Annotated in this window: 24 protein-coding genes; 18 read left to right on the top strand and 6 right to left on the bottom strand. The window is 54.9% G+C overall.

Features of this window, described 5'->3' with window-relative positions:
- Positions 1 to 27 precede the first annotated feature (27 nt).
- Positions 28 to 1,716: a methyl-accepting chemotaxis protein gene (locus AC3G2T_RS20735; RefSeq protein ID WP_488436726.1), complete on the top strand. Its 1,689-nt coding sequence runs from the start codon at positions 28 to 30 to the stop codon at positions 1,714 to 1,716.
- Positions 1,717 to 2,636: 920 nt separating this feature from the next.
- Here the strand turns inward: AC3G2T_RS20735 and manA are convergent.
- Both manA and AC3G2T_RS20725 read right to left on the bottom strand, forming a co-directional pair.
- Positions 2,637 to 3,578 carry a mannose-6-phosphate isomerase, class I gene (gene manA, locus AC3G2T_RS20730; RefSeq protein WP_488436725.1) on the bottom strand — a complete coding sequence of 314 codons (942 nt, stop codon included), beginning with the start codon at positions 3,576 to 3,578 and terminating at the stop codon, positions 2,637 to 2,639.
- A gap of 31 nt (positions 3,579 to 3,609) precedes the next feature.
- Positions 3,610 to 4,524, bottom strand: a complete 915-nt coding sequence (locus tag AC3G2T_RS20725; RefSeq protein WP_488436724.1) for an ROK family protein — start codon at positions 4,522 to 4,524, stop codon at positions 3,610 to 3,612.
- Between the two features lie 105 nt (positions 4,525 to 4,629).
- Between AC3G2T_RS20725 and AC3G2T_RS20720 the strand changes: the two genes are divergently transcribed.
- Positions 4,630 to 5,664 carry a LacI family DNA-binding transcriptional regulator gene (locus AC3G2T_RS20720; RefSeq protein WP_488436723.1) on the top strand — a complete coding sequence of 345 codons (1,035 nt, stop codon included), beginning with the start codon at positions 4,630 to 4,632 and terminating at the stop codon, positions 5,662 to 5,664.
- A 4-nt stretch (positions 5,665 to 5,668) separates the two neighbouring features.
- Here AC3G2T_RS20720 and AC3G2T_RS20715 read toward each other — a convergent pair whose 3' ends face one another.
- Positions 5,669 to 6,553, bottom strand: coding sequence for a helix-turn-helix domain-containing protein (locus tag AC3G2T_RS20715; RefSeq protein ID WP_474684668.1), 885 nt, complete (start codon positions 6,551 to 6,553; stop codon positions 5,669 to 5,671).
- A 129-nt stretch (positions 6,554 to 6,682) separates the two neighbouring features.
- Here AC3G2T_RS20715 and AC3G2T_RS20710 point away from each other — a divergent pair, with 129 nt between their 5' ends.
- The 4 genes from AC3G2T_RS20710 (at position 6,683) to AC3G2T_RS20695 (ending at position 10,374) form a co-directional block, all read left to right on the top strand.
- Positions 6,683 to 7,777 carry a Gfo/Idh/MocA family protein gene (locus tag AC3G2T_RS20710; RefSeq protein ID WP_488436722.1) on the top strand — a complete coding sequence of 365 codons (1,095 nt, stop codon included), beginning with the start codon at positions 6,683 to 6,685 and terminating at the stop codon, positions 7,775 to 7,777.
- A gap of 3 nt (positions 7,778 to 7,780) precedes the next feature.
- Complete coding sequence (locus AC3G2T_RS20705) at positions 7,781 to 8,617, top strand: sugar phosphate isomerase/epimerase family protein (RefSeq protein WP_488436721.1); 837 nt, start codon at positions 7,781 to 7,783, stop codon at positions 8,615 to 8,617.
- Positions 8,618 to 9,053: 436 nt separating this feature from the next.
- On the top strand, positions 9,054 to 9,383 hold the full coding sequence (locus AC3G2T_RS20700; RefSeq protein ID WP_474684671.1) for a hypothetical protein: 330 nt from the start codon (positions 9,054 to 9,056) through the stop codon (positions 9,381 to 9,383).
- On the top strand, positions 9,373 to 10,374 hold the full coding sequence (locus AC3G2T_RS20695) for a zinc-dependent alcohol dehydrogenase (RefSeq protein ID WP_488436720.1): 1,002 nt from the start codon (positions 9,373 to 9,375) through the stop codon (positions 10,372 to 10,374). The genes AC3G2T_RS20700 and AC3G2T_RS20695 overlap by 11 nt, the downstream gene beginning before the upstream one ends.
- Before the next feature lie 49 nt (positions 10,375 to 10,423).
- Here the strand turns inward: AC3G2T_RS20695 and AC3G2T_RS20690 are convergent, their stop codons facing one another.
- Complete coding sequence (locus tag AC3G2T_RS20690) at positions 10,424 to 10,825, bottom strand: hypothetical protein (RefSeq protein WP_488436719.1); 402 nt, start codon at positions 10,823 to 10,825, stop codon at positions 10,424 to 10,426.
- A gap of 191 nt (positions 10,826 to 11,016) precedes the next feature.
- On the opposite strand from AC3G2T_RS20690, the gene AC3G2T_RS20685 reads away from it, so the two are divergent.
- The 9 genes from AC3G2T_RS20685 to AC3G2T_RS20645 all read left to right on the top strand — a co-directional run bounded on the left by AC3G2T_RS20685 (position 11,017) and on the right by AC3G2T_RS20645 (position 21,040).
- A complete protein-coding gene (locus tag AC3G2T_RS20685; protein ID WP_488436718.1) occupies positions 11,017 to 11,229 on the top strand; it encodes a hypothetical protein in 213 nt (70 codons plus the stop codon).
- Between the two features lie 9 nt (positions 11,230 to 11,238).
- Positions 11,239 to 12,294: a LacI family DNA-binding transcriptional regulator gene (locus tag AC3G2T_RS20680; RefSeq protein ID WP_488436802.1), complete on the top strand. Its 1,056-nt coding sequence runs from the start codon at positions 11,239 to 11,241 to the stop codon at positions 12,292 to 12,294.
- Between the two features lie 264 nt (positions 12,295 to 12,558).
- Complete coding sequence (locus tag AC3G2T_RS20675) at positions 12,559 to 13,485, top strand: carbohydrate ABC transporter permease (RefSeq protein ID WP_488436717.1); 927 nt, start codon at positions 12,559 to 12,561, stop codon at positions 13,483 to 13,485.
- Positions 13,482 to 14,318 carry a carbohydrate ABC transporter permease gene (locus AC3G2T_RS20670; RefSeq protein WP_488436716.1) on the top strand — a complete coding sequence of 279 codons (837 nt, stop codon included), beginning with the start codon at positions 13,482 to 13,484 and terminating at the stop codon, positions 14,316 to 14,318. The genes AC3G2T_RS20675 and AC3G2T_RS20670 overlap by 4 nt, the downstream gene beginning before the upstream one ends.
- 56 nt (positions 14,319 to 14,374) lie before the next feature.
- Complete coding sequence (locus tag AC3G2T_RS20665) at positions 14,375 to 15,706, top strand: ABC transporter substrate-binding protein (RefSeq protein WP_474684678.1); 1,332 nt, start codon at positions 14,375 to 14,377, stop codon at positions 15,704 to 15,706.
- 158 nt (positions 15,707 to 15,864) lie between these two features.
- Positions 15,865 to 18,441: a beta-mannosidase gene (locus AC3G2T_RS20660; protein WP_488436801.1), complete on the top strand. Its 2,577-nt coding sequence runs from the start codon at positions 15,865 to 15,867 to the stop codon at positions 18,439 to 18,441.
- 218 nt (positions 18,442 to 18,659) lie between these two features.
- A complete protein-coding gene (locus AC3G2T_RS20655) occupies positions 18,660 to 18,836 on the top strand; it encodes a hypothetical protein (protein WP_488436715.1) in 177 nt (58 codons plus the stop codon).
- 578 nt (positions 18,837 to 19,414) lie between these two features.
- Positions 19,415 to 20,311, top strand: coding sequence for a nicotianamine synthase family protein (locus AC3G2T_RS20650; protein WP_488436714.1), 897 nt, complete (start codon positions 19,415 to 19,417; stop codon positions 20,309 to 20,311).
- A 27-nt stretch (positions 20,312 to 20,338) separates the two neighbouring features.
- Positions 20,339 to 21,040, top strand: a complete 702-nt coding sequence (locus AC3G2T_RS20645; protein ID WP_488436713.1) for a class I SAM-dependent methyltransferase — start codon at positions 20,339 to 20,341, stop codon at positions 21,038 to 21,040.
- An 878-nt stretch (positions 21,041 to 21,918) separates the two neighbouring features.
- Here AC3G2T_RS20645 and AC3G2T_RS20640 read toward each other — a convergent pair.
- A complete protein-coding gene (locus AC3G2T_RS20640) occupies positions 21,919 to 22,545 on the bottom strand; it encodes an SCO family protein (protein WP_488436712.1) in 627 nt (208 codons plus the stop codon).
- 14 nt (positions 22,546 to 22,559) lie between these two features.
- Complete coding sequence (locus AC3G2T_RS20635) at positions 22,560 to 22,976, bottom strand: FixH family protein (protein ID WP_488436711.1); 417 nt, start codon at positions 22,974 to 22,976, stop codon at positions 22,560 to 22,562.
- A 213-nt stretch (positions 22,977 to 23,189) separates the two neighbouring features.
- On the opposite strand from AC3G2T_RS20635, the gene AC3G2T_RS20630 reads away from it, so the two are divergent.
- The 3 genes from AC3G2T_RS20630 to AC3G2T_RS20620 are packed head-to-tail and all read left to right on the top strand — an operon-like array spanning position 23,190 to position 25,571.
- Positions 23,190 to 24,077 (top strand): cytochrome c oxidase assembly protein, encoded by an 888-nt coding sequence (locus tag AC3G2T_RS20630; protein WP_488436710.1) that lies wholly within the window; start codon positions 23,190 to 23,192, stop codon positions 24,075 to 24,077.
- 15 nt (positions 24,078 to 24,092) lie between these two features.
- Positions 24,093 to 24,920 carry a sensor histidine kinase gene (locus AC3G2T_RS20625; protein WP_488436709.1) on the top strand — a complete coding sequence of 276 codons (828 nt, stop codon included), beginning with the start codon at positions 24,093 to 24,095 and terminating at the stop codon, positions 24,918 to 24,920.
- Positions 24,921 to 25,571 (top strand): response regulator, encoded by a 651-nt coding sequence (locus AC3G2T_RS20620; protein ID WP_488436708.1) that lies wholly within the window; start codon positions 24,921 to 24,923, stop codon positions 25,569 to 25,571.
- Positions 25,572 to 25,589 lie beyond the last annotated feature (18 nt).

Here is a 25,589-nt window from a genome sequence, read left to right as displayed (position 1 = left end):
GTAAGTTCAACTAGAGGAGGATTACGGATGTCCATTCGTGTCAAATTAATTTTGGGGTTTATTGTAGTGATGGTATTATTCACGGCGGCGATCGTAGGCAACATCGTGACCCAGTATCAAGTCGATCTGCTTGTGAGAGATATGAACAAAGCTTCATCCGAATTGACCGAGCTGCAAAATCTGACTTATTTGGGCCGCACTGCTGACGACAGCGGGGCATCGTATCTGATGAGCGCTACGGATGAGAACAAAAAGAAGTTTTTGGCCCAATACCGGCAATATGTGCAGGATGCCACAAGCAAGTTTCAGGAGGTTATGGCTGAGCAGCATGACGAAACGGAGATGCAGGCGCTTAAATCTTTTAGCACCGAGTGGGAAAAGTACCAAAAAGGAAACGAAGCTACATTTATACTTTTTCAACAAAATGCCGTTCAAAAGGCGCAGCAAGCCTATACGGAAGTTACTTTTGAACCTGTCATCAATACGCTGATCGCCTACAAAGACAAGCTTGCCAAAGAAGTGGTGGAGCAAAGACGGGAGGTCGACTCCAGGCAAAAGCTGTCTTTTCAGGTCAATGTAGCGGTAACGGTTACCGCCATCGTAGCGGGGATGCTTATCGCGCTTTTTTTGGCCAATAAAATTACGAAGCCTGTGCGCCAGGTAACATTGCAAATTAAAGAAATAGCCGAGGGCGAAGGCGATTTAACGAAGCAGCTTTCCGTTGCCTCCAAAGATGAAATCGGCGATCTGGCGCGTTATTTTAACCAAATGCTCGGCAATTTGCGTTCGATCATGCAGCAGGTCGGATTCGCTTCCGTCCAGGTCGCATCCTCGTCGGAGCAGTTGACGGCCAGCGCGCAACAAACGAGCCAAGCGACGGAACATATCGCTCTGACGATGCAGGACGTCACCTCCGGTTCGCAAAAGCAGGTTGCCGATTTGCGGCATAACGTAGTCGTCATCGATGAAATATCTATGGGAATCGGGCAAATCGCTTCCAGCATTCAAGAAATTTCGCAATCGTCGGCCCATTCATCGGAAGCATCAATTGAAGGAAACCGGTCGCTGCAAACCGCTGTCGGACAGATGGCGTCCATCGAACGCTCGATTCAATCGTTATCGGAAGTTATCAAAGGCTTTGCGACCCGTTCGCAAGAGGTCGAGCAAATCGTTTCGGCCATTACGGAAATTGCCGCGCAAACGAATTTGCTTGCCCTGAATGCCGCGATCGAAGCGGCGCGGGCGGGTGAACACGGCCGGGGCTTTGCCGTCGTCGCAGGCGAAGTGAAAAAGCTTGCCGCGCAATCCGGCTCGTCCGCGAGCGAAATTACCGCATTGATTCGCCATATTCAAAGCGATACGGTCAAAGCCGTGCAATTTATGGAAGCGAGCACCAAAGAAGTGCAGGAAGGAACCGAGATTATCCGGCAAGCCGGCCACTCGTTCGAAAACATTCAGCAATCCGTCGGCGACGTTGCCGGACAAGTTCAAGAAGTGTCCGCCGCCGTCCAGCAAATGGCCGCAAGCGCAGATATGGTCGTGGGCTCGATCAAGGTCGTGGCGGCATTGTCGGAAGAAGCGGCGGCAGGAACGGAGAGCGTGTCCGCAGCCTCGGAAGAGCAGTTGGCTTCCATGGAAGAAATCTCTTCCTCGGCAGCTTCGCTGGCATCCATGGCGGAAGATTTACAAACACTTGTCGGGAAATTCAAGGTGTAATTTAAAAAGGGGGGCCGCCGGCCCTCCTTTTTTTGATGCGCGTCCCCGCCGCCGCGGGCGAAACCGCGCAGCAGCAGTCCGCCGGTGCCGCGCGGCGCTCCGGACTGCTGCGAAACAGGCCGCCGCATGTCGGCCGCCGTCTATGCAGTGCCATATACCACCCGCCTCACACGCACACAACACAACACATCACAGACGATACACGACATACTATACGCACAGACCACACGCACATACAACACGATGCACGGCACACATACCATATGCATACACCACAAACGATACGCGAACATACCACACGCACACACCACAAACGATACATGACACATACCACACGTACACATAACACGATACACGGTACATAAACCACGCGTACACACCACAAACGATACACGTACATACCACACGTACATACCACACGTACATACCACACGTACATACAACACGCCACCTACCATGCATGCGCACACCCACCCACGATACACGTCATACGGTACACACCACACAAACCAAAAACACGCATACCAGCATATCCCAAACGTACCACGCATGATACACGACATACACCACACAAGCCCAAAAAAAAACATACCACACATTTCACAAACGCACCACGCACACCGCGCGCTGTGATCTGCATTTGGTGTGGCGCTGAGCAAAAAAACTGCAAAAGTGCATCTTTTTACCGCAGGATGTGCCGCCTTGGCGAAATTCCTGCAAAACTGCAGGTTTTTCGCTAACATTTGGGGCTCCGCCCCGTCAGAACAGGAAAAAGCCTGCACAATCGCAGGCTTTTCCTCCAAACGGGCCGTTTTCGCCAAAAAAGCCTGCACAATTGCAGGCTTTTGACCCCAGCTCTGCGGCGCTGCCGAGCGCCCAAGCACGCGGCACTGCCGAGCGCTGCTGCCCGGCCGCTGGCCTTACTCGCTGGAAACGATGAGTTCCAGCTGCCCGTCCAACCGGTAGCTGCCGAATCCTAGCGGCAGAATGAAATGGTCGCCTTTTCGCAGGCTGAAGCTGCCGGTTTCCGTTTGCAGCGCGCCTTCGCCGGACAATACGCTGAAGATCGTGTATTTGGCCGGAGCCGCGAAGGAGGAGGAGCCGTTTACGTCCCATTTTTGCACGGTAAAAAAGGAATTGGAGACGAACGTCGTAATCCGGGCGCCGCCGCTGGTCTCCACGCGGTATTCCGCTGCGCTCGATTGATGAGGGACGGTCGTGACCTCGACCGCTTTTTCCAAATGAAGCTCGCGCAGGTTGCCTGCCGCGTCTTTGCGGTCGTAATCGTACACCCGGTACGTGGTGTCGGAGCTTTGCTGGGTTTCCAGCACGACGATCCCTTTGCCGAGAGCGTGAATCGTTCCGCTGGGGACGTAAAAGAAGTCTCCCGGCTTCACGGTGACGCGGCACAGCAGCTCGTCCCACTCGCCGGCCTGGATCATGGCTGCAAGCTGCGTTTTGGACTGCGCTCTGTGGCCGAAAATGATTTCCGCCCCAGGCTCGCAGTCGACGATGTACCAGCACTCGGTTTTGCCGAGCTCGCCGTTTTCGTGCTCCATGGCGTAAGCGTCATCCGGATGAACCTGTACGGAGAGATCGTCCGACGCGTCGAGAATTTTTGTAAGCAGCGGAAATTTGCCCGCCTTCGATCCGAACAGCTCGGGCCGCTTCTCCCAAAGCTCGCCGAGCGTCGTGTCGGAGAATGCCCCGCCTTTGGCCGTGCTTTGGCCGTTCGGATGGGCGGAGACCGCCCAGCATTCCCCCGTCAGCGCGGAAGGAATGTCGTAGCCGAACAGCTCCTTCAGCTTCGTGCCTCCCCAGATGCGGTCTTTGAATACCGGTTCGAGAAAAATCGGTTCCATGTTTGTCAAGCTCCTCTCAGTTTTTGAACGCTTAATAAGCAAGATGGACGAGCGCCGCGGCGCCGACCAGCCCTGCATCGGTGTGCAGCGAGGCCGGGACGATGTCCGCCCTGCGTCCGGTCGGGTTCAATGCATGAGCGGATACATAGGCTTTGACAGCCTGAAAAAGCGGCTCGCCGACTTGGGACACGCCGCCGCCGATGACGATTTTGTCCGGGTCCAAAATGTTGATGAGCGATACGCAGCCGACGCCGATGTTATGGTACATTTTGGCCGTCAGCTCGGTCATTTCCGCGTTTCCGCCGGCGGCAAGCTCGAATACTTCTTTGGAAGTAACCGTTCTTCCTAACCGTTCCGAGGCTTGTCTCGCTATCGCGGTTCCGGAAGCGACCCATTCCCAGCAGCCGTACTGCCCGCAGACGCAGCGCCCGGCGGACGGGTCAACGACCATATGCCCGGCATCGCCGGCATTGCCGCTGGAACCGGTCAAAAGCTTGCCGTGCAAATAAATGCCGGAGCCGATTCCGGTGCTGATCGTGATGAAAACGAAATGGTCGCTGTCCTTGGCGGCGCCGACCCATTTTTCCGCGAGCGTAGCGGCGGTCGCATCGTTCTCCATGCGGATCGGGTAGCGAAGATAGCGCTCCAGCTCTTGCACCAGCGGGAAATCCTGCCAGCCCGGCAAGTTGGGCGGGCAAGTAATTTTACCGCCGGCAGGGTCCAGCGGTCCGGGAGCGCCGATGCCGATCCCGCGAATGGCGGCGGCGTCTGCACCGCTGTCCGCGATCAGCTTTTGCACGTCGGCCGCGATTCGCTCCACCATTTGCGCCGGTGGAACGGCGAGGTCGGTTTTCAATGCGTTTTTGGCAATGATGCTGCCGTGGGCATCCACGATGCCGATGGCGGTTTTCGTTCCGCCTATGTCGATTCCAATAGCTAAACTCAAAGGTCTTCCCTCCAAAAATATGGGCTTTTAACTTGACAAAACTTGACGAAATTGATTATTGTCAAGCTATGTTGATTGTATCATAAGCGGGAGGAAATGAACATCATGCCAAGGCCGAAAAAAGTTTCGATGCAGGATATTGCGGATAAGCTTGCCGTCTCCAAAAATGCCGTTTCTTTGGCGCTGTCCGGCAAAAAGGGCGTCAGCGAGCAGCTCAGGCAGGAGGTGCTGCAGGCCGCCCGGGATCTGGGCTACGGCATGGTGGCGGAAGCCGGAGGTCCGCAGCGGCAGGAGCATGCGGCTGTGCCGGTGCTTGTCCCGGATCGAATTATGAGCTATGAGGATAACGATCATTTTTTGTTTTACCACGATCTGATCTGGGGGCTGGAAAAACGGCTCGGGGAAAAAGGGTTCAACGCCGTTATTTTGAGAATCAGCGATGAGATGGAAAAGCGGCTGAAGCTGCCCGAGCTGGTGCTTACGCTTCCTTCGCGGGGAATGATTTTGTTCGGGATTGTGGATCGGGAATACGCCGAGATGGTCCGGCAGCGCTGCGGTCCGGTTCTGATGTTCGATTCCTATCATCGCGGCCTCCCCGGTCCGGTCGTGACTTCGGCCAATATCGAGGGGGCATATGAAGCGGTCCGCTATTTGCTCGGCTGCGGCCATACGCGCATCGGGTTTATCGGCCCGACGAACTTGACGACGAGCCATGAGGAGCGGTGGTTCGGTTATTGGAAGGCGATGCGGGAGAGCGGAGCCGCGGAGCGCGCGGATTTTTGTTTGCTGGAGTCTGCGGGTTTTTCCTTTACTGCGGAGGAACTGGACGCTTTTTTGGACGGGCTGGCCGAGCGGCCGACGGCGTTCTTTTGCGGGAATGACAGGATCGCGCTGCTGCTGATCACGGCGCTGCGCGAGCGCGGCATCCGGGTTCCCGAGGACATGTCCGTCATCGGATTTGACGGGCTGGCTCTTTCGGAGACGTCGGACCCGCCGCTGACGACGATGCAAGTGGATAAAGCCGGCATGTGCGATGCCGCCGTGGCGTGGCTGCTGATGGAGCCGAAGGAGCAGCCGTTTTTGAAGTGGGGCGTCCCCGCGGCACTGACTGTCCGGCATTCGGTGGCGGTGGCGGACTGACCGCCTAAAGCGTTTTGGCGCCTCCGGCCATTTTCAATTTGCGGTAATCTTTCGGCACGACGCCTTTGCTTTCCCGGAAAATGCGGGAGAACGTCTTGTACGAGCCGTACCCGACTTCGTGGGCGATTTCCGCAACGCTCATGTCGGTGGACACAAGCAGGCTGCAGGCGTGGCGGAGGCGCAAATCGTGCAAAAAATGAACGAACGTTTGCCCGGTCGTTTGCTTGATGACTTCGCTGATTCGGGACACGCTCATCGAGAACCGCGCGGACAGATCGGACAGCGACAGCTCCTCCTGGTAGCTGCTGTGGATGTAGTGAATGATCGGCCATACCGACAGGCTGGCTTTGGATGCGGGCGCTGCCGCCGATGAGGGCTGGCCGTCTGACCTTCGGCAGCGGTCGAAGCGGATCAAAATTTCCTTAAGCTTCGCCTGCAAAAGCGTGCGCCGCCAGCGCTCATCCCCTTGGTATTCCCGGAACATGTCTTCCAATAAGAGCCGCATCCGCGCCTGCTCTTGCTCGCCCAGCTGTACGTAGGCGGGAAGCGGGTCGGCGTCGTTGATGAGGCCGGACAATCCTTCCTCGGCGCTTGCTTCCATCAGCAGATCCATGCTGAACTCGCAGTTGTACAGCACCAGAGTGCTTCCGGGATCGGTGAACAGCTCGTGTACCTGGTACGGCAAGACGAACGTGAATGTTCCGGGCAGCATCGGATGGCGCATTCCGTTGATCGCCTCGGACCCGCCGCCTTCCACAACGTAGGAAAACTCCAGAAAATCGTGGCGGTGAGCGCGAAAGCCGTGCTCAAGTCGGTGCAGGCTGAGATGAAACGGGAACGCCGAATGCATATTTGGATACGTTTTCAAATAAGCGGGAAAGTAAGTCATGTTTGTGGTCCTCCGAAAAATTGGGACGTTTTTCGAAAAATACGGTACGCTTTCTTTTTGTTTTTATCTTACCATAAATGGCAGAGGAACAGGATACATACTCAGCTTATGCGTTAAGGAGGAACAGAAATGGCAGTGAGCAATAAAGTGAGGATCGGAATTATAGGCGCCGGGAATATCGGGGGCGTACATATCGAGCAATTTTCCAAACTGGCCGATGAGTGCGAAATTACTGCGATAACCGATGCCTATTTGCCGCTTGCGGAAGCCAGGGCGAAAGAACACGGCATCGCCAACGTTGCGGCGTCCCCCGAGGCGCTGATTCAAAGCCCCGATGTGGATGCGGTCATTATCGGCGTGCCGAACCAGTTCCATGCGCCGCTTGCGGTGCAGGCGATCGAAGCCGGCAAGCATGTGCTGCTGGAAAAGCCGATGGGCATCAATTCAGCTGCGGCGCGGCAAATTTGGAAGGCTAGCCGGGCTGCCGACAAGGTCGTCATGATCGGCCACCAAATGCGCTGGGAAGCCGTTCCGATGCAAATCAAGGAGCAGGCGCAGCGGGGTGAGCTCGGCCATATTTATACGGCCAAAGCCGGCTGGTTCCGGCGCAAGGGGATTCCCGGCTGGGGGACATGGTTCACGCGGATGGACCAATCCGGCGGCGGTCCGCTGATCGACATCGGCGTGCATATGCTGGATCTCGCGCTGTACCTGATGGGCAATCCGAAGCCCGTCTCCGTCTACGGCGCGACTTACGCGGAGTTCGGCCCCCGCCGCAAAGGGATCGGCACCTGGGGGAAACCGGATTGGAACGGCATCTACGATGTGGAAGATTTGGCGACGGCGCTGATCAAAATGGACAACGGCAGCACGCTGTCGCTGGAAGTAAGCTGGGCCGTGCACATGGATACCGACAACACACCGTTCGTGCATTTGATGGGCTCGGAAGGCGGAGCCAGCTATCGCGGTGCGCAGGGCAAGCTGCTGACCGAAAAGTTCGACCGGGCGATCGAAACCGAGCTGCGCAGGCCGGAGAACGACGAGGGTGAGCGTCTGCGCCTGAGCCGCCATTTTTTGGCGTGCATCCGTGAAGGCAAGGAGCCGATTGCTTCGGCTTTGAGCGGACTCACGAACAATCTGGTGCTGGATGCGATTTACGAATCGTCCCGTACCGGCAATGAAGTGAAGCTGAACTGGAATTTGGACGAATCGGAGGGGGCATAGCAAATGCTGAGAGGATTAACCCGGTCTGGGCTGGGACAAATAGAGAGCGACGAGCGGTTCATCGAATTGGCGGCCGAATACGGTTTTCAATCGGTCGATTTGGATGCCCTGGCGCTTGTGGAGCGTCACGGTGTTGAAGGAGCGAAGGCGTTGCTGCAAAAGCATGGCGTCGTCGTCGGCGCATTCGGACTTCCGGTCGAATGGCGGACGAGCGAGGAAGCGTTCCTTGACGGCGTCGGCAAGCTGGCGCAGTCGGCTGCCGCCGCGGCCGCGTTGGGGTGCGCGAGCTGCTGCACCTACATATTGCCGTCGACCGACCTGAAAGCGGCGCACTTCATGGCGCTGGCAACGCGGCGGCTGCGCACCTGCGCGCAAATTCTCGGCGCGTACGGCATCCGCCTCGCGCTGGAATTCGTCGGGCCGCACCATTTGCGGACCTGCTGGGCGAACCCGTTCATCTGGACGATCGATGAAACGCTTGATTGGATCGATGCGATCGGGGAGCGCAGTGTGGGCTTGCTGTTCGATTCGTTCCACTGGTATACGAACGGTTCGACGGTCGGTGACATCGAGCGTCTGCGCGCCGAGCAAATCGTCCATGTCCACATCAACGACGCGCCGGACGTCCCGGTTGAGGAAGCGCTCGACAACGGACGCATTTACCCCGGCGAGGGCGTCATCGATTTGGCCGGCTTTTTGCAAGGGCTGCACAAAATCGGATACCGGGGCGTCGTCGCCCAGGAGATATTATCCGCGGAACCGCCTGCGGGCACGCCCGAAAGCCTTGTCCAGCGATCCAAAGCGGGATTCGATAAGGTGTTTTCCGCAGCGGGCCTATAAACGATCCGCTATGAAAAGAGCGATTTTTGCAGGGTTGTTCTGCGAAATTGCTCTTTTTTACCACATTACAGTGATAAAACGCGTGGCTGGCAGCATTCTGATTGGCGAACGCTCATTTTCGAAAAGAGCTCGATGGAGCGTTTTTCGCCGGCGGACAAGCCGTACGTTAGCGGGCTGAGAGAGACGCGCAAACTTGCAAAATCAGCCTGCGTGGAAGGGCCGGAGAGAACGCCTGCCTCTCCCAACAAGTCTCGGAGCGGGTTGCGGCGTCGTACGACGGGGGTACAGCACGGAGCGGGGCGCTGCACGGCGGAGGGTACTGCGCGCAGCGGGCTGCTGCATGGCGGGGGGCACTGCACTGCGCGGAGCGGGGTGATGCACGGCGAAGGGTATAGCACGCAGCGGGGCGCTGCACGACGGAGGGCCGTGAGGCGGCTTGGCAGGCCAGGCCGGGGACAAAACCTGCAAAAGTGCAGGCTTTGTCCGGGAAAAAGGTTCATTTTGGCGAAAAGCCTGCGATTGTGCAGGAATTTTCGATGGAAATGAACCTGAGCCTTTGCGCCCGGCGAAAAACCTGCACAATTGCAGGAATTGTTTCGCGGCCGGTGTATTAGCGGCAAAAAAGATGTATTTTTGCAGGTTTTCTTCGCGCAGCCCGGCAGAGGGCTGGCGGCGCTGCAATGCACGCCCGGGATTCGCTCGTATCCAGGGCACGACGGGTACAAAATTTGAACAACAGAGGAGAAGAAAGCGCCATGGAAAATAAACAAATCGTCTTTACCGCGCCATGGAAGGTTGAGCTTCAGCAAAAAACGGACAATTTCCCGAAGCTGACGGGCAAGCAGGTTTTGCTCAAGAAGGCGTACACGCTGATCAGCCCCGGAACGGAGCTCGCCTGCTTGTCGGGCGGGGAGAGCTGGTTCCCGATGCCCGCCGTGCCGGGATATGCGGCCGTCAGCGAAATTGTGGACAAAGGCCCGGAGGCAGCGGAGTTCGAGGTCGGGGATATCGTGTTTCACTACGGCAAGCACGCCCTGTACGAAGTGGACAGCGCAGACGGGGTCATGCTGAAAGTTCCGGCCGATTTGGAGCTGTCCTGGGTGCCTTTTACCCGGATGGCGACTGTGGCCATGACGAGCATTCGCGTCTCGCAAATCGAACTGGGCGATTACGTCGCCGTGACCGGGCTTGGCCTGATCGGAAATATGGCCTCGCAATTGGCCGGATTGCAGGGCGCGTCGGTGATCGGCGTTGACCTTTCCCCTAACCGGCTGCAGCTTGCGCGCGAATGCCGGGTGGAGTTTGCCCTGCCGTCAGGTTCGGACACAGGGATGCGAATCAGGGAACTGACGGACGGGAAAGGCGTATCGACGCTGATCGAAGCGACAGGGGTACCGAAGGTGGCTGTCGACAGCGCTTCCTGGGTGGGGCAATACGGCGAAGTTGTTTTGCTCGGCAGTCCGCGCGGCGAATATCAGACGAATGCGACGGATTTGCTGAATCACATCCATTTGAACGGGCATGGCTGCATTACGTACAAAGGGGCGCACGAATGGCGGTTCCCGCTGAGGCCCGACCCGTTCGTCAAGCATTCGCTCGTGCGTAATTCGCAAATCGTATTTCGCCTGATGCAGACGAACAAACTGCACATCCAGCCGTTGATCAGCCATATACTGGTACCGGAGGATGCGCCTGCCGCTTATGAAGGGCTCCGCAATCGAAAGGACGATTACCACGGCGTCTTGTTCCGCTGGTAGAGAACAACGACAGACAGACTCGGCACAACGGGGCTGTCTGTTTTTTCTTTTACGCTCGATTCCCGGCGTCCGGCGCTTCACTGCAGCAGCATCTCACATGCAGAATACCTGCGAATAGGAGATTGTTGGCAGGCCCATCATTGGGGAGCGAGCGGAAAACCTGCGAAAGTACAGTTTTTTGCCCGCAGATACGCGTCCCTCGATAAATTCCTGCAAAACTGCAGGAATTATCCCCTAAACTCGCGTTTGGAGCCTCAATGGCCGAAAATTCCTGCACAATTGCAGGCTTTTCCAAAAATGAACCGCTTCCGTCGAAAATTCCTGCACTTTTGCAGGTTTTTCCCAAAAACGAATCACCTCCATCGAAAAAGCCCGGCACTTTCACTTTTGAGCACTTTTGCAGGTTTTGCGTACAGCGAACCGCGTTATCTGTTCGACCGGCCGCAGTCATGCAGCACACGCCGCGCGATGGGAGTCTGTCCGACGGAGTTACTTTTGTGCATACCGGGTGAATCATGACTGTATATATTGCCGCTCACGCTGCATAATGACTGTCATTTTTTGCATATATACCTTCTACGTGGTTCATCGGACAGACTCTAGGAGCTGCGCGAGGTAGCTTACAAACGCAGCAACCTCATTTTGCCGCAGCCGCACATTCCCGCAAGGAAAAGCAACCGGCTGAAAGTCAAAGCGCTGCCTTTCGAGGCAGCGCTTTCGTATGCGGATCTGGCCGCCCGTGGGGTACCGGACGATAACGTTGTGTACATTTTTGAACGAATTTGTTATGATGAGCAGGATAACGTTTGGTTTACAAAGGTGACAAACGGTTCGGATTTTAACGACTTGGAGTGATACGATTTGGTGAGAAACAAGAAGGTGACCATGCAGGAAATCGCTGACCGAATCGGAGTTTCCAAATATGCGGTGTCCAAGGCGCTGTCCGGCAAGCCGGGCATCAGTGCGGTCACCAGGGAAAAAATTTTCGAGCTTGCCTCGAATTTGGGCTACTTGAACCAAAAGAGCATCAAGAAGCTTCAGAGCAGCGTGCAGGAGGAAAACGATCATAAAATTGCAGGTGTTCTGTTCTCCAATATCCGAATCCAGAACAGGGAATCCGGGTATTGGGGCAAAGTGCTTGACGGCGTTTACAAATTTTTGGAAGCGCGAGGCATCGGCGCTATTTTGATTTCCGACGATTCGCCGCGCAATTTCAATCTGGTGATGAAGCCGGAAGGGCTGCTCGGCGTGATCGGCGTCGGCTACATATCGACCCCGATGCTGATGGAGCTGAGAAACAAAGCGATTCCTACCGTTCTGATCGATCATGAAGACGATTTGATCGAATCCGACAGCGTGTTCGTCAACAACTTCGATCTCATGCGCAAAATGACGAAGTTTATGTTAGGCAAAGGGCACGCCCATATTCAGTTTATCGGCGAGATACACTATTCGAGAAGCTTTTTTGACCGCTGGAGCGGGTTTCGTTCCGTTATGGACGAAAATGAGCTGCCCTATGTGCCGAACAAGGAACTGCTGAGCGTAAAGCCGACGTTTGACGATGAAAATATCGATAGGCTTTTGTTAGGTTTACAATCGATTCCGCGCAAAAGCTTTCCGACTGCCTTCGTTTGCGCCAACGATCAGATCGCGCTGCTGGCGCTGCGGGCTTTAACGAAGATGGGACTGCGGGTGCCGGAGGACTGCTCTCTTGCAGGCTTTGATAACAACAGCGATATACTGAGAGATTTTCCCGGGCTGACTACGATTGACGTCGAGAAAGAGGCGCTGGGCATGAAAGCCGTGGACATCCTGCAATGGAGGCTCGACAATCCGCTTATGCCCTATGAAAAAATATTGCTGCAAAGCGGTTTAATGGCCCGGGAAAGCGTCGATACGCCGCCCGGCGGGCGCGCCTGACAGCTATCATCATGCAACGCAGAGCAAAAACTTTTCGCAGACGATTTAAGAGGAATCGTTTTCGAAAAGTTTTTTTGTTTGTCGTGAACGGCCGCTTCAGATTTTTTAAAGTTATTAATTAAAGCGCTTTAAGTAAATTTAAATTTCATTTTGTAAACATAATAAAACTAAAATTTTAGTTGACTAATAGTTGATTAAGCACTACTATTAGTTTCATAGGATTAAAAGGAGCTATTCGGATCCCACACTGAAAGAGGTAATGCCATGACGACAAAAAAACGCAAATTGCGCAACTCGGGCGAGCATAATGTTGCAGGTTATGTATTTATCGCTCCGTGGCTGCTCGGGTTTTTGCTGCTCACGCTTTGGCCCACGGTACAGTCGTTCTATTTATCGTTTACGGAGTATTCGCTGCTCGATTCTCCGTCATGGATCGGAACGGAGAACTACAGCAACATTTTCCTCAAGGACCGGTTATTTTTGAAATCGCTTTCCGTGACGTTCACATTCGTCTTGATCGCGGTTCCTGTCAAGCTGTTTTTTTCCTTGATGGTGGCGATTTTGCTGAACAAAAACATTCGCGGCATGAGCTGGTACCGGACGGCGATTTACTTTCCTTCCCTGATCGGCGGAAGTATCGCGGTATCCGCATTGTGGAGAAATATGTTCGGCCTGGACGGCTACATCAATCACGTTCTTGGCTGGTTCGGCATCGAGGGGATCGGCTGGGTGTCCAATCCTGCCACTGCGCTGGGAACGCTTATTATTTTGAATGCGTGGCAGTTCGGCTCCACGATGGTCATTTTTTTGGCCGGCTTGAAGCAAATTCCGAAAGATCTTTATGAATCCGCTTCCGTGGACGGAGCGGGCGGCATTCGCAAGTTTTTCCATATTACGCTGCCGATGCTTTCGCCCGTCATGTTTTTCAATCTCGTGCTCGGTATTATCAATTCCTTCCAGATGTTTACATCCGCTTTCGTCATTCCGCCCGGCGGGCCCGGCGGACCTGCCAACTCAACGTATATGTACGTGCTGTTTCTGTACGAGAAAGCGTTCAAACAGTATGAAATGGGTTACGCCTCGGCGCTGGCCTGGATTTTGCTGCTGATTATCGCGCTGTTTACGGCGATCAACTTCCTGGCTTCGAAGTACTGGGTCTTTTACGAAGCTGAAGGGGGGAAATCGAAATGACAAGCAGAGAACGTCTTTCAGGACTCAAGGTTCATCTGATTTTGCTCCCTTTCGCGATTCTGATGATGTATCCCGTGTTTTGGTGGATCGGGGCTTCTTTCAAGGATTCGACGGAGTTCGGGCTGCCGACCATTTGGCCGCATCAGTTTATATGGGAAAATTACACGAAAGGCTGGACCTATTCGAAAGAGTTCACGTTCGCCAAGTTTTTTGCCAATACGCTGCTTATGGAGTTTTGGAACGTCCTGGGCGGTGTGACAACGGCGGCGTTGGTAGGCTACGGCTTTGGCCGGCTGCAGTTCAAGCTGCGCGGGTTCTGGTTTTCCATCCTGCTGCTGACGATGATGCTTCCGACGCAGGTGACGGTCGTGCCGCAATATATTTTGTACAACAAGCTTGGCCTTGTGAACAGCTATATTCCGCTCATATTGCCGCATTTTTTCGGCGGCGGGGCGTTCTTCGTATTCCTCGTCGTGCAGTTTATTCGCGGCATACCGAAGGAGCTGGACGAAGCGGCGCAAATCGACGGGGCTTCCGTGTACGGCATCTTTTTCCGGGTCATCGCGCCATTGATCAAGCCGGCCCTGGTTACGGTAGGCATCTTCACCTTCCTCTGGAGCTGGGACGACTTTTTCGCACAGCTGTTGTATTTAAGCTCCATTGAGAAATTTACGGTCGGCTTGGCGCTGCGCATGTTTATCGACCAGTTCGAAATTCAATGGGGCCAACTGCTCGCCATGTCGCTGCTGTCGGTTTTGCCTTCGGCCATCGTATTTTTCACGGCTCAAAAGCATTTTGTCGAAGGGATCGCGACTACGGGCATCAAAGGGTAAAGCAAGTTCTGACGACGGTTACACTTAAATTTAAATAAAAAGGGAGTGTTTTTCAGATGAAAATGAAACAACCGTGGGTAAAAGGCGTTTCCGTTGCAATGCTCGCCTCGATGGTAGCTTTGACGGGCTGCGGCTCCAAACAGGCGGATACTGCCCAGGGAAGCCCGGCGGCGGGCAAGGCGGCACAAACGTCCCAACCGGGGAAGGCGGCCAAGCTGAAAATGATGTGGTGGGGCTCGCAGGCCCGCCATGACGCCACGCTGAAAGCTCTTGATTTATATACGAAAAACGTTCCGCAGGTCACCTTCACGCCGGAATATACGGCTTGGGACGGATATTGGGAAAAAATGCCAACTTTGGCTGCGTCGAATTCGATGCCCGATGTGCTGCAAATGGACGCGGCTTACATTCAGGGCTACGTAAAAAGAGGGCTGCTGGCCGATCTGTCGGACATTGATTTGACGGGCATCGTCGATCCGAAAGTGCTGGAAAACGTCAAAATCAACGGCAAGATGTACGGCGTCCCGCTCAGCCTTAACGGTCAAGGCGTCGTATACAACAAAGAGGCGCTGGCTGCAGCAGGCATCAAGCTGCCGGCGAGCAACTGGACGTGGGAGGACTTTTTCGCCTATGCCAAAGAGTCCCGTTCGAAGCTGCCCAAGGACAAGTACCCGATCGACGATATGACGAACATTTGGGAATGGTATCAATACTATCAAACGTCCAAAGGCAAAGGCCCGATTTTCCAGGACGGTTCCAAGTTCAATCTGGATAAAGACACATGGTACGAGTTCCAAAATATTTACGCCCAATTCCGCAAAGACGGCGTTGTGCCTTCCGCGGACCAGCAATTATCCTTTAAAGAAAACGATCCGAAGCTCGACTCTCTCGGCAACGGCACCGTTATGCTGAGATCGGCGTCCGTCGGTTCCGTAGGCGTTGTCGAAGCGATGCTTCCGGGCAAATTGGCCGTTACCAGCGTCCCGACAGGCGTGAAAGGCGGCGGCTGGGCGCAGTCGACGATCTTCCTCTCCGTATCGGCGAATTCCCAAAGCAAAGAGCAGGCGAAGCAATTCATCAAATGGTTTATTTCCGATAAGGAGAACGGCAAAATTTTGGGCACGACGCGCGGTATTCCGATCGATGAAGCGGTGTTCAAAGAGCTGCAGCCTACATTAAGCAAAAGCGATTTGTTCGGCAAAGAGCTGCTGGGCGCCGCCAAGGAAAAGGCGCTGCCGTTCTATCCGGCTCCTGCGGGCGCGGAAGATTTCGTGAAAACGTACAAATCCGAGATGGAAGCGGTCATGTTCAACAAATCGACGCTGGATCAAGCCTATAATACACTCGTGGAAAAAGGCAAAGCGGCGGAAGCGAAGCTGAGCAAGTAAAAATCCGACTACTATACATGCAGGCAACGGAGCCACTTCAGTCCTACGCGGATCGGAGTGGCTCGCAATTCGAGAAGGAGCCTTAGCCGCATTCGGCCGGAAACGCCGGTCCGCGGAAGAGAGAAAATCAAATGGATGGAGTCACAGTGGAGGCGGAAATGAACCAAGTAAACCGAGCAAACCCGGCAAGACCGGTAAACCTGCTTTTGAGCGAATGGGTATTTAAAGCGTGCGACGGGGAGCGGTGGCTTCCGGCCAAGGTGCCGGGCTGCGTGCATACCGATTTGCTGCGGAATGGCATGATTGCGCAGCCGTTCTACGGGACGAATGAACGCGATCTGCAGTGGATCGACAAGCAGGACTGGGAATATGAGACACAGCTGCATATTTCCGATGAAGCGCTCCGGCATACGAATCTGCATCTTGTATTCGATGGGCTGGATACGTATGCGGACGTTTATGTGAACGAACGCCGCGTTCTGTCGGCGGACAACATGTTCCGCACCTGGAAAGCGGACGTTCGGCACATCGTGCGGGAGGGGGCCAACAAGGTGCGGATTCGGTTTCGTTCGCCGGTTCGCGAAGATTTGCCCAAGCTTGAGCAACTGGGCTATCCGCTGCCGGCCACGAACGACCAATCCGAAGCCGGGGGATTGGGCGATCGCAAAATAAGCGTGTTCGCCCGCAAGGCGCCGTATCATTACGGTTGGGACTGGGGACCGCGCTTTGTGACGAGCGGCATTTGGCGGGAAGCCCGCCTGGAGGGTTGGTCCGGCGTCCGGCTGGCGGACGTGTTCATCCGGCAGCGCGCGGTTTCCGGAGAAGAGGCCCTGCTGACGGCGGTCGCCGAAATCGAAAGCGACGCCGCCTGGGAAGGCGTGTTGAAGCTTTCGGCGGACTCCATGTCCTGGAGCAGGGAGGTCAGGCTGCAGCCCGGCCGGCAGTTGGTCGAGCTTGACGCGCAAATCGCCGAGCCGAGGCTTTGGTGGTGCAGAGGGCTTGGCAGCCAGGACATGTATACGTTCCGAACGGAGCTTGTTCGCCAAGGTCAAGCGGTTTGCGAACGGACAACGGTCACCGGCCTCAGAACGGTGAAGCTGGTTACGGAGCGGGACGCGCAGGGCGGAGGCACTTCGTTTTATATACAACTAAACGGAGTGGCTGTATTTGCCAAAGGTGCCAACCATATTCCGAACGACAGCTTTTTGAGCGAAATCACTTATGACAATTACCGGCACGAGGTTGCGACCGCAGCCGAGTCGAACATGAACATGCTGCGCGTGTGGGGCGGCGGCATTTATGAAGCGGACGCTTTTTATTCGCTGTGCGATGAGTACGGTATTTTGGTCTGGCAGGATTTTATGTTCGCTTGCAGCATGTACCCGGGCGATGCGGCGTTTTTGGACAATGTGAGGCAGGAGGCCGAAGAGAACGTCAAGCGGCTTCGCAATCATCCGTGTATTGCGCTGTGGTGCGGCAACAACGAAATCGATACGGCGTGGTCGCATTACGACGAGCATGCGGGATGGGGTTGGAAAAAGGATTATACGGCCGAGCAGCGCGAGCGCATATGGGAAGATTACGAGCATATTTTTCACCGTATTTTGCCCGAGGCTGTAAATGCGTGGCATCCCGGCGCGTCCTACTGGCCTTCTTCGCCGATGCGCGGGCTTACCGGAGACGGCAGCCAGCATGCTTTCAACAAATCGACGAGCGGCGATATCCATTATTGGGGCGTATGGCATCAGCTGGAGCCTTTTGACAAATATAACGTTCATGTCGGCCGGTTTATGAGCGAATACGGGTTCCAATCGTTTCCCGAGCTGAAATCGGTGAGGACTTATGCGGCGGAAGCGGATCTGGCGCTGGAATCGGAAGTGATGCTCGCCCACCAGAAAAATGCCCGGGGCAACCAGCTTATCCGGCAATATATGGAGCTGTATTTCAGCGAGCCGAACGATTTCCCGTCGTTTTTGTATGTAAGCCAGGTGCTGCAGGCGGAAGCGATGAAAACGGCGATCGAAGCGCACCGCCGCCAAAAACCGTTTTGCATGGGCTCGCTGTATTGGCAAATGAACGATTGCTGGCCAGTCGCTTCATGGGCAGGGATGGATTACTACGGCCGCTGGAAGGCGCTGCAATATTACGCGAAGCGCAGCTTCCGGGACGTGCTGCTGTCCATCGACGGATCGGCCGGAGGGCGGCTCGACTTTTATGTCGTTTCCGATCTTATGGAGCCGGTTACCGGGCAAGTCGATATTCAACTGCTGACCTTTTACGGCGAAGTGCTGGAGCAGGCGCAGTATCCTGTCCGCGTGGAGGCGAATGGCAGCACGAAAACGGCGTCGCTGGACGCCGAATCGCTTCTGGAAGGGCGCAACGCCTCGGCGGTGCTGGTGTACGCCAGATTGCTCGGGCGGGACGGGCGCGTCATCGACAGCAAAGAGCATTACTTGACGCCTGTCAAGGATTTGCGTCTGAGCATGCCGGCGATTGAAGTGACGGAAGCCGCCGACGGCAAATACGTGCTGCGCACGGATGTGCTGGCGAAGCAGGTCTGGATCTCTGCGGAAGTCGAAGGCATCTTCAGCGACAATTTCTTCGACCTGCTGCCCAATGAGCCGCGCACGGTCGAGTTTTATGCCCGCGATGCAGGCGGGAAGCCGTTCGTGCCGGCATCGCCCGGCCGCATCGCGGTTCGTTCGATGGCCGACTTCGTGCGGCCGAATTCATAGAAGCAAACAAAACCGGGGGGCTTGTCTTCCCGGTTTTGTTATGAGTGGGGGAACCATGTTCGAGTGGTTCCCCTTTGGTTTGGCGCAGCCGCTCTACCCGGCGCGCGCCGCATGCTCCCGCGCAGCGCAGCGCTGGCTGCGGGGCGGCTTGGCAGCACGGCTGCACGGCGGAGGGTGCGAGGCGGCTTGGCAGGCCGAGCGGGAGAAAACCTGCAAAAGTGCAGGCTTTTTCCGCGACAATGGCCCATTTTGGTGAAAAGCCTGCGAAAGTGCAGGAATTTCCGCTGAAAGTGAAGCCGAGCCCACGTTTCTGGCAAAAAGCCTGCACAATTGCAGGAATTGTCCGAGGCACGCGCAAGATGGAGCAAAAACCTGCATTTTTGCGGGTTTTTTGAGTGCAGCCAATGTACAGTCAGGCAGATTAGTGTGCGGTTGGCAGATCAGTGTGTAGTTGAGCAGATTAGTGTGTGGTCGGGTAGATTAGGTGTGCGGTCGAGCAGAACAGTGTGTGGTCGGCAGATTAGTGTGTAGTTGAGTGGATTAGTGTGTGGTTGAGTAGATTAGTGTGCAGTCGGCAGATTAGTGTGCGGTTGAGTAGATTAGTGTGTGGTCGGGTAGATTAGTATGCGGTCGGAAGATTAGTGTGTGGTTGGCAGATTAGTGTGCGGTTGAGCAGATTAGTGTGTGGTCGGGTAGATTAGTGTGCGGTCGGCAGATTGGTATGTGGTCGGCGATTAGTGTGAAGTCGGGCAGATTAGTGCGTAACCTGACTTCCACAGGTCTTCTAAAGGTTTGCTCATAAGCAGCCTGCTTAAAGGGGAGGTTTCCTTCATTTAGGGATTACTTCAAGTATTTACCACAAAAAGTTCATAATTTCTGTGACTTCATGACTCTTATGGGTCATTTTGCTTTGCGATCCATTATATATAATAGAAGCCGAAACGGGACTTTTTTCCAGGAAGAAGGGAGTTAAGTGGTAAATAAATATGCATATTTGTTATCCCTGCAAACGCTTGAATACGAAATCAGGCTGTTGAACGATTATTCAAAGGAGTGTTCGGATTGCTTTGAACTTCTCCGGACGAAATTGGATGACCTCTGCCAGTTTATGGTCAGCGACGAGAACGAACGGCTTTGGAGACAGTTGGAGCGTTATGAAGAAATAAGGCTGCATGGCGAACAATTGCGTCAAACTTCGATTCAAGCGCTGTGCGATGTCGAGAAATATCAGTCGCTTTGCGCGCTGGAAAAGAATTTGAATATCAGCGAGTACATGGCTGCGCTTGCGAATTCCATTAGCGAGGAGGTCAAGTATTTTGCAATCGACCATCGCTCCAAAGTGCTGTTTATCGGTTCGGGCGCTTTTCCGCTATCGGCTTTAACGATTGTCAAGGAAACTGGCGCAGACGTAGTATGCCTGGACATTGACGACGAGGCCGTTTATCTGGGCGGAAGGGTCGCCGAATCGGCAGGGCTGCAATCCAAGATTCGATTTTCGGGAGACCGGCTGCGCAATTTGCCCTTTGTGCAGGAGGCGACTCATGTCATGGTTGCGTCCCTTGTCGGCAACAAACTGGAGATTCTCGAAGAGCTCAAGTCTGTCGTCCAGCCCGATGCGCGAATCATCGTCAGATACGGGAACGGATTGAAATCCATTTTGCTCGGACAAGTTTTCTTGACGAAAGCCTTTACGCATGAAAATGCGATTGTCGTCCAGGCCGTCGGCTATTCGGGCATCGCGGTCAGCGCGTTGTTTGATTTCCTGCTGTGGGGCTTGGCGCCTGATCCGATAACGGCGGCGGGCGGCGTGATGATTTTGGCGGGCTGTGCCGTTTTATCCAAACCGGGCAGCCGCAGCAAGGACGATTGAATGTGTAACTAATGAGGAGGCATGACATTGGAAAAAGAAATGCTGTACGACATGTGGTGGCGTCATCAAAACGAAGGGGACCAGGGGATGGAGGACGATCATCAGGCCCATTGGCGGCGGGTGCTCGGTTTTATCCCCGAGGAGGATTTGCGCGAAAGCAGCATTCTCGATTTTGGCTGCAATCAGGGCGGTTTTTTGCGGCTGCTTTATGAGCTGCGACCTTTCAAAGAAGCCATAGGCACGGATCTGGCGCGAAAATCCATCGAGGTGGCGAACAGCCGCAAAGGGGATTTGCCCATCCGGTATTTGGCAACCTCGCAGCCGGAGCAGTTCGCCCACCGCTTCGATTATGCGTTTAGCCTGGCCGTTCTCTATTTGATTCCGGATTTGGATGAGCACGCGCAAAAGATTCGCAAGTCGCTAAAGCCCGGCGGCGTCTATTACGCGACCTTTACCGACTATACGGGAAATCCGAGCCTGCCGGCGATCCGGGACAAAATCAACGGCAATGCGTCCATTCCGATGCAGGAGCATACGCTCGATACGGTGGCCGACGCCTTTTTCAGAGCAGGCTTCCAGGTAGGCGTCCGCCGCATGATTCCCGCGGGGTTCGTCGATTTATCGCCGGATAAAAAGTGGTACCTGCATACGGCTGATCATTTGCAGTTCGCCTATGAGCAGGCGTTCCTGTTCCGCTTCGTCGCACCGGGCGGAGGCGGGCGCCAATAGCTTTGGGAGGAGCGCTGCAGGCATCCGCCCGCTCGCTTGCCGTGGAGGTGGAGGTGGAGCGAGGTGCTCCGAAGGCGGTGGCGGCCGCACTTTTCCGACGCGCGTCTCTCCCGGCGTGCATCGATGTGACGCGCATCCTCCGGGGGGGGGCGCGTTGCGTCGATGCCGCCGGGGGATCATGAGGCGGTTTGGTGGGCCAGGCCGGCTAGGCGAGGCGAGGGAAAACCTGCAAAAGTGCAGGTTTTTTCCGGGGAAAAGGTTCATTTGGGCGAAAAGCCTGCGAAAGTGCAGGAATTTTCGAAGAAAATGAACCTGAGCCTGTGTGCCCGGCTAAAAGCCTGCACAATTGCAGGAATTTTCCGTTGCGGCGTATCAACGGGCAAAAAACCTGCACTTTTGCAGGCTTTCTTCGCGCAGTTAGGCATATGGGCTATCGCCGGGTGTCGACGTCGGGTGGCCCAAAAAGCCTGCGCTTTCGCAGGCTTTCTGTGCATGCCCGGCAACCCGGCATTGGAGGGCGCCCCCGCGCCGTCAAAGCGGGCGAGCTTTTGCCCGCCCGCCACCACGCATCGGCGGCACCCGCCCCGCGGATTGTCGCGGCCACGCGCCTCCGGTTCCCCCGAGCGGGGGTTGCCCACCACCACGCATCGGCGGTACCCGCCCCGTGGATTGTCGCGCCCGCGCGCCTCCGGTCCACCCGAGCTGTGGTTGCCCACCGCCACGCATCGGCGGCACCCGCCCCGTGTATTGTCGAGCCCCGCGCGGCGGCCGCCCGCCGACATGCGCCGCTGACGCAACGCCTCGGGGGCACGTCCCACGCGCCTCCGGACCTCACCGCCCGCCGTCGCGCTGGACGGCGGAATCCTCGCTTTCCAACATCAAACCGCGCCCGCTTTGACTAATTGGCCGATCGCCTTTTCAATCTCCGTGTTGTCCATCGTTTCTCCCATATCGAAAACTTTGCGGATCGAGCCTTCCTGATCGACGAGAAACAGAGAGCGGATGGAGTGGGCGAACTGTCCGTCCTTCTGCTTGACGACCATAAGCCCGTAATCGTTGGCGATCCGGCGGACGCCGTCCTCCGTGCCGCGCAGCATGTGCCAGCCGGCCGCTTGATCGATGCCCATCATCCTGATGTACTCGCCCAGCGCTTCCGGGGTATCGCGTTCGGGATCGAAGGTGATGCTGATAAATTCCACTTTGCTGCCGAAGAGCCCCTTTTTCTTTAAATTGTTTTGCATCAGTACCATGTTGGAGGTCGTCGCGGGACAAATGTCGGTGCAGTTGGCAAAGAAAAATTCGACCAAACGCACCTTGCCGTTCGTACCGGCGAACGCAACGTCTTCTCCTTGCAAGTTTTGCAAAGTAAACTCGGGCGCTTTTTTCACGACTGGAAGCGGAGCTGTCCCTTGGCGAAACCACAGCACAGCGCAAACCGCGATTGCAGCGAGCAAGGCGGCGGTCGCGATTCGAAGCCCTGTTTTTTTGGAAGCGCTAACCATCATCTGTACAATTCACCTCATTTAGGAGCGATCACGAATTCCTGCTGGGGCATCGTATGCATGCCGGCAGCGGTTACATGCGCTTTGATATGATAAGTGCCTTCATCTTTAAACGCTTTATCGATGCCGAAAATGCCTGTCTCCTGTTTAGTTCCCTTCAGTATTTCGTGTTCTGCGGTTTGCCCTTCTTTCCAAAATTCGAATTTGACCTCTTTGACGGAAGCGACATATTTGCCGTCCTGTGTAATTTTGGCCTGAAAACGGACGGTTTCCCCGCTTTTCGGCTGATCGGGACTTACTTGAATGTCCGCTGCAATCGGCTGCATGCCGGCCTGGTTCATGGAGGACATATCCATATCGCCCATGTCCGAACCGCTTTTGCATCCGGCCAGAACGAGGGCGAGCGCAATAAGCGCCGTATACGCTCTTCTCATGAAGGCAACCACTCCTCTGTACAAAATATTCTTAGCTAGTATACCCGTTTGCAAACAAGCTGCCATGACCAGAAAGTGCTATGCGGACATCGATTTGTGAATATTTAATGACAGAAAGTGGAACGAACGCCCGATTAATAGCTCTTTTGAGTCATTTTGAAAAAAGTGGATTTGAGTATAGTAATAAGAAAGGGGAAACAAGGAGGCGATTGGTTGGAATTCTCGATACTTCTGAATTTGTTCGGAGCCCACGCCATGTTCACTCCTGAAATTTTCCTGATCGGCGGTTTGGCGGCATTGTACTACGTGATGACGGTACCGGCTGCCGCAGGAGGAGAGGCAGGCCTGGTTCAATCCGTAACCGCCGGAAGAAAGCTGATGTTTGTGGCGGGCTGCCTGTGCTTTTACATCGGTTTTGGCGGGCCGCTTAACGTTCTCGGCCATTTGCTGTTCAGCGCCCATATGCTGCAGCAGTCCATTTTATATTTGCTTATGCCGCCTTTGATTTTGGCGGGCTTGCCGAGAAGCTTTTTTCAATATGCGAGAAAGATTCCCGTCTTAGGCCGGGTGTATGCCCTATTGACAAAGCCGGTTCCAGCGCTTCTTTTGTTCAATTTCTTTTTCTCCGTCTATCACTGGCCCCCGATTTTCGATTTGGCGATGTCCAATTTCGCGGTTCATAACGCAGCACATTTGATATTGCTGGTCACTGCCTTCTGCATGTGGACGCCGATTCTCAGTCCGCTGGAAGAGGGCGGCGAATTATTGGGCTTGAAGAAAATAGGCTTCATTTTCATGAACGGAATTTTGCTTACGCCGGCCTGCGCCTGCATCATTTTCGCATCTTCCACGCTTTATAAGGTCTATACGGAAGGACCGCACATTTTGTGTACGCCTTTTTACTTTTCCGAGGTGGATGTGCCGCGTCTTGCGGGATTTCTTTCACCGTACGAGGATCAGCAGCTTGGCGGGGTTATTATGAAAATCATGCAGGAAATCATTTACGGAGTTACGCTCGCTCTCGTCTTTTTTGGCTGGTACCGCAAGGAGAAGAGGGAAGAACCGGACGATGACGTCCAATTTCGGCCTTCCGAGGCTTAAGAAAGGACAAGCAGAATGTCGTATAAACAAATCAAATGGCTGATCCTGATCATTCCGACAGTGACGCTGGCAGTGTGGGAGTACACCAGACACCATTGGTTTCTTGAATACATCTCGATGGAGCTTGGAAATTGGCTTGCGCCCCTTATCGAGTTCGGAGTGAGCATCACTTTTCTGTTGAAGCTGTTTTCCATGCTTGAGAAGACTCAGGAGGAGCTGAACCGGGAACGGTCCCGCCAAGCGGCTGCAAAAGAACGGGAAAAAATCGCCAGAGAGCTTCATGACGGCATCGCCCAGTCGCTGTTTTTAATGTCGGTGAAGATGGATCAACTGGATCGCCAGGACGGAGGATTGACGGACAAAGCGAAGAGCCTGCGCAAAACCGCCCACCAGGTCAATGAATACGTCCGCCAGGCAATCGCGAATTTGCGTCACCCGACAGATCCGGACGCCTTGCCTTGGCAGCAGTATTTGGAAAATATGGTCAAGGATTTTGTGCAGGAATCGGGAATTGCCGCCACATGGGAATGGGAGCTTGCCGAGGACCGGCTGTCGGTGAAGGAAAAGGTCGAGCTGTACGCTTCTATCCGGGAAGCGCTGCTGAATGTGCGCAAGCATGCCCAAGCGCGCCATGTCGCGATCGTCAGTAAAGTGGAGAACGGGGGAGGCTGGGTATGCTATGTGTCGGACGACGGTCTTGGGCTGGCCGAAGATCCGTTTCAGCATCGCGACCGGTACGGCTTGAAAATTATGAAAGAGCGGGCTTTTGAAATGGGCTGGAAGTTGGCGATTCAGAGCGGGCAAGGGACAACGCGAGTGGAAATCAGGAAGGAGGTTTCTTAAATGATACAGCCGTTTCGGGTCGTCATTGTCGACGATCATCATCATGCCAGAGAGGGTATGAGGGACATCTTGGAAATGGACCCTTCTTTTGAAATTGTCGCCGAAGGGCGAAATGGGTTGGAAGCGATCCGCCTAACGGAGGAATGGATGCCGGATTTGCTGCTCATGGACATCAACATGCCGCAGATGGACGGGCTTGATGCGGCCAAGCTGATCAAAGGCAAGTTTCCTTATGTCAAAATCGTGATGGTGACGGTATCCGACGACATTACGCATCTGTTCGAGGCGCTGAAAAAAGGGGCGCAAGGCTATTTGCTGAAAAATCTCAGCCCGAACGCTTGGCACGAATATTTGAAAGCGGTGGCTGTGGACGAGGCGCCGATGTCAAGGGAGCTGGCGCTGCGTTTGCTGAGGGAGTTTTCTCCGAAAGAGAAGCCGGGGCCGCAGAACCATTCGCTTACGGCAAGAGAGCAAGAAATTCTCGAATGGGTGGCCAGCGGCCGCTCCAACCGGGAAATTTCCGAAGCGCTCGGCATCTCGGAGCATACGGTGAAAAACCATTTGAAAAACATTATGCAAAAGCTCCAGATGGACAACAGGGTACAGTTGACCCGTTATGTGTTCGAGCAGGGCTGGATGGCGAATAAATAAGAGCGGAGGGCGATGAGC

The sequence above is a fragment of the Paenibacillus sp. sgz302191 genome, from assembly GCF_057749925.1.
This window is presented reverse-complemented; position numbering and strand designations above follow the sequence as displayed.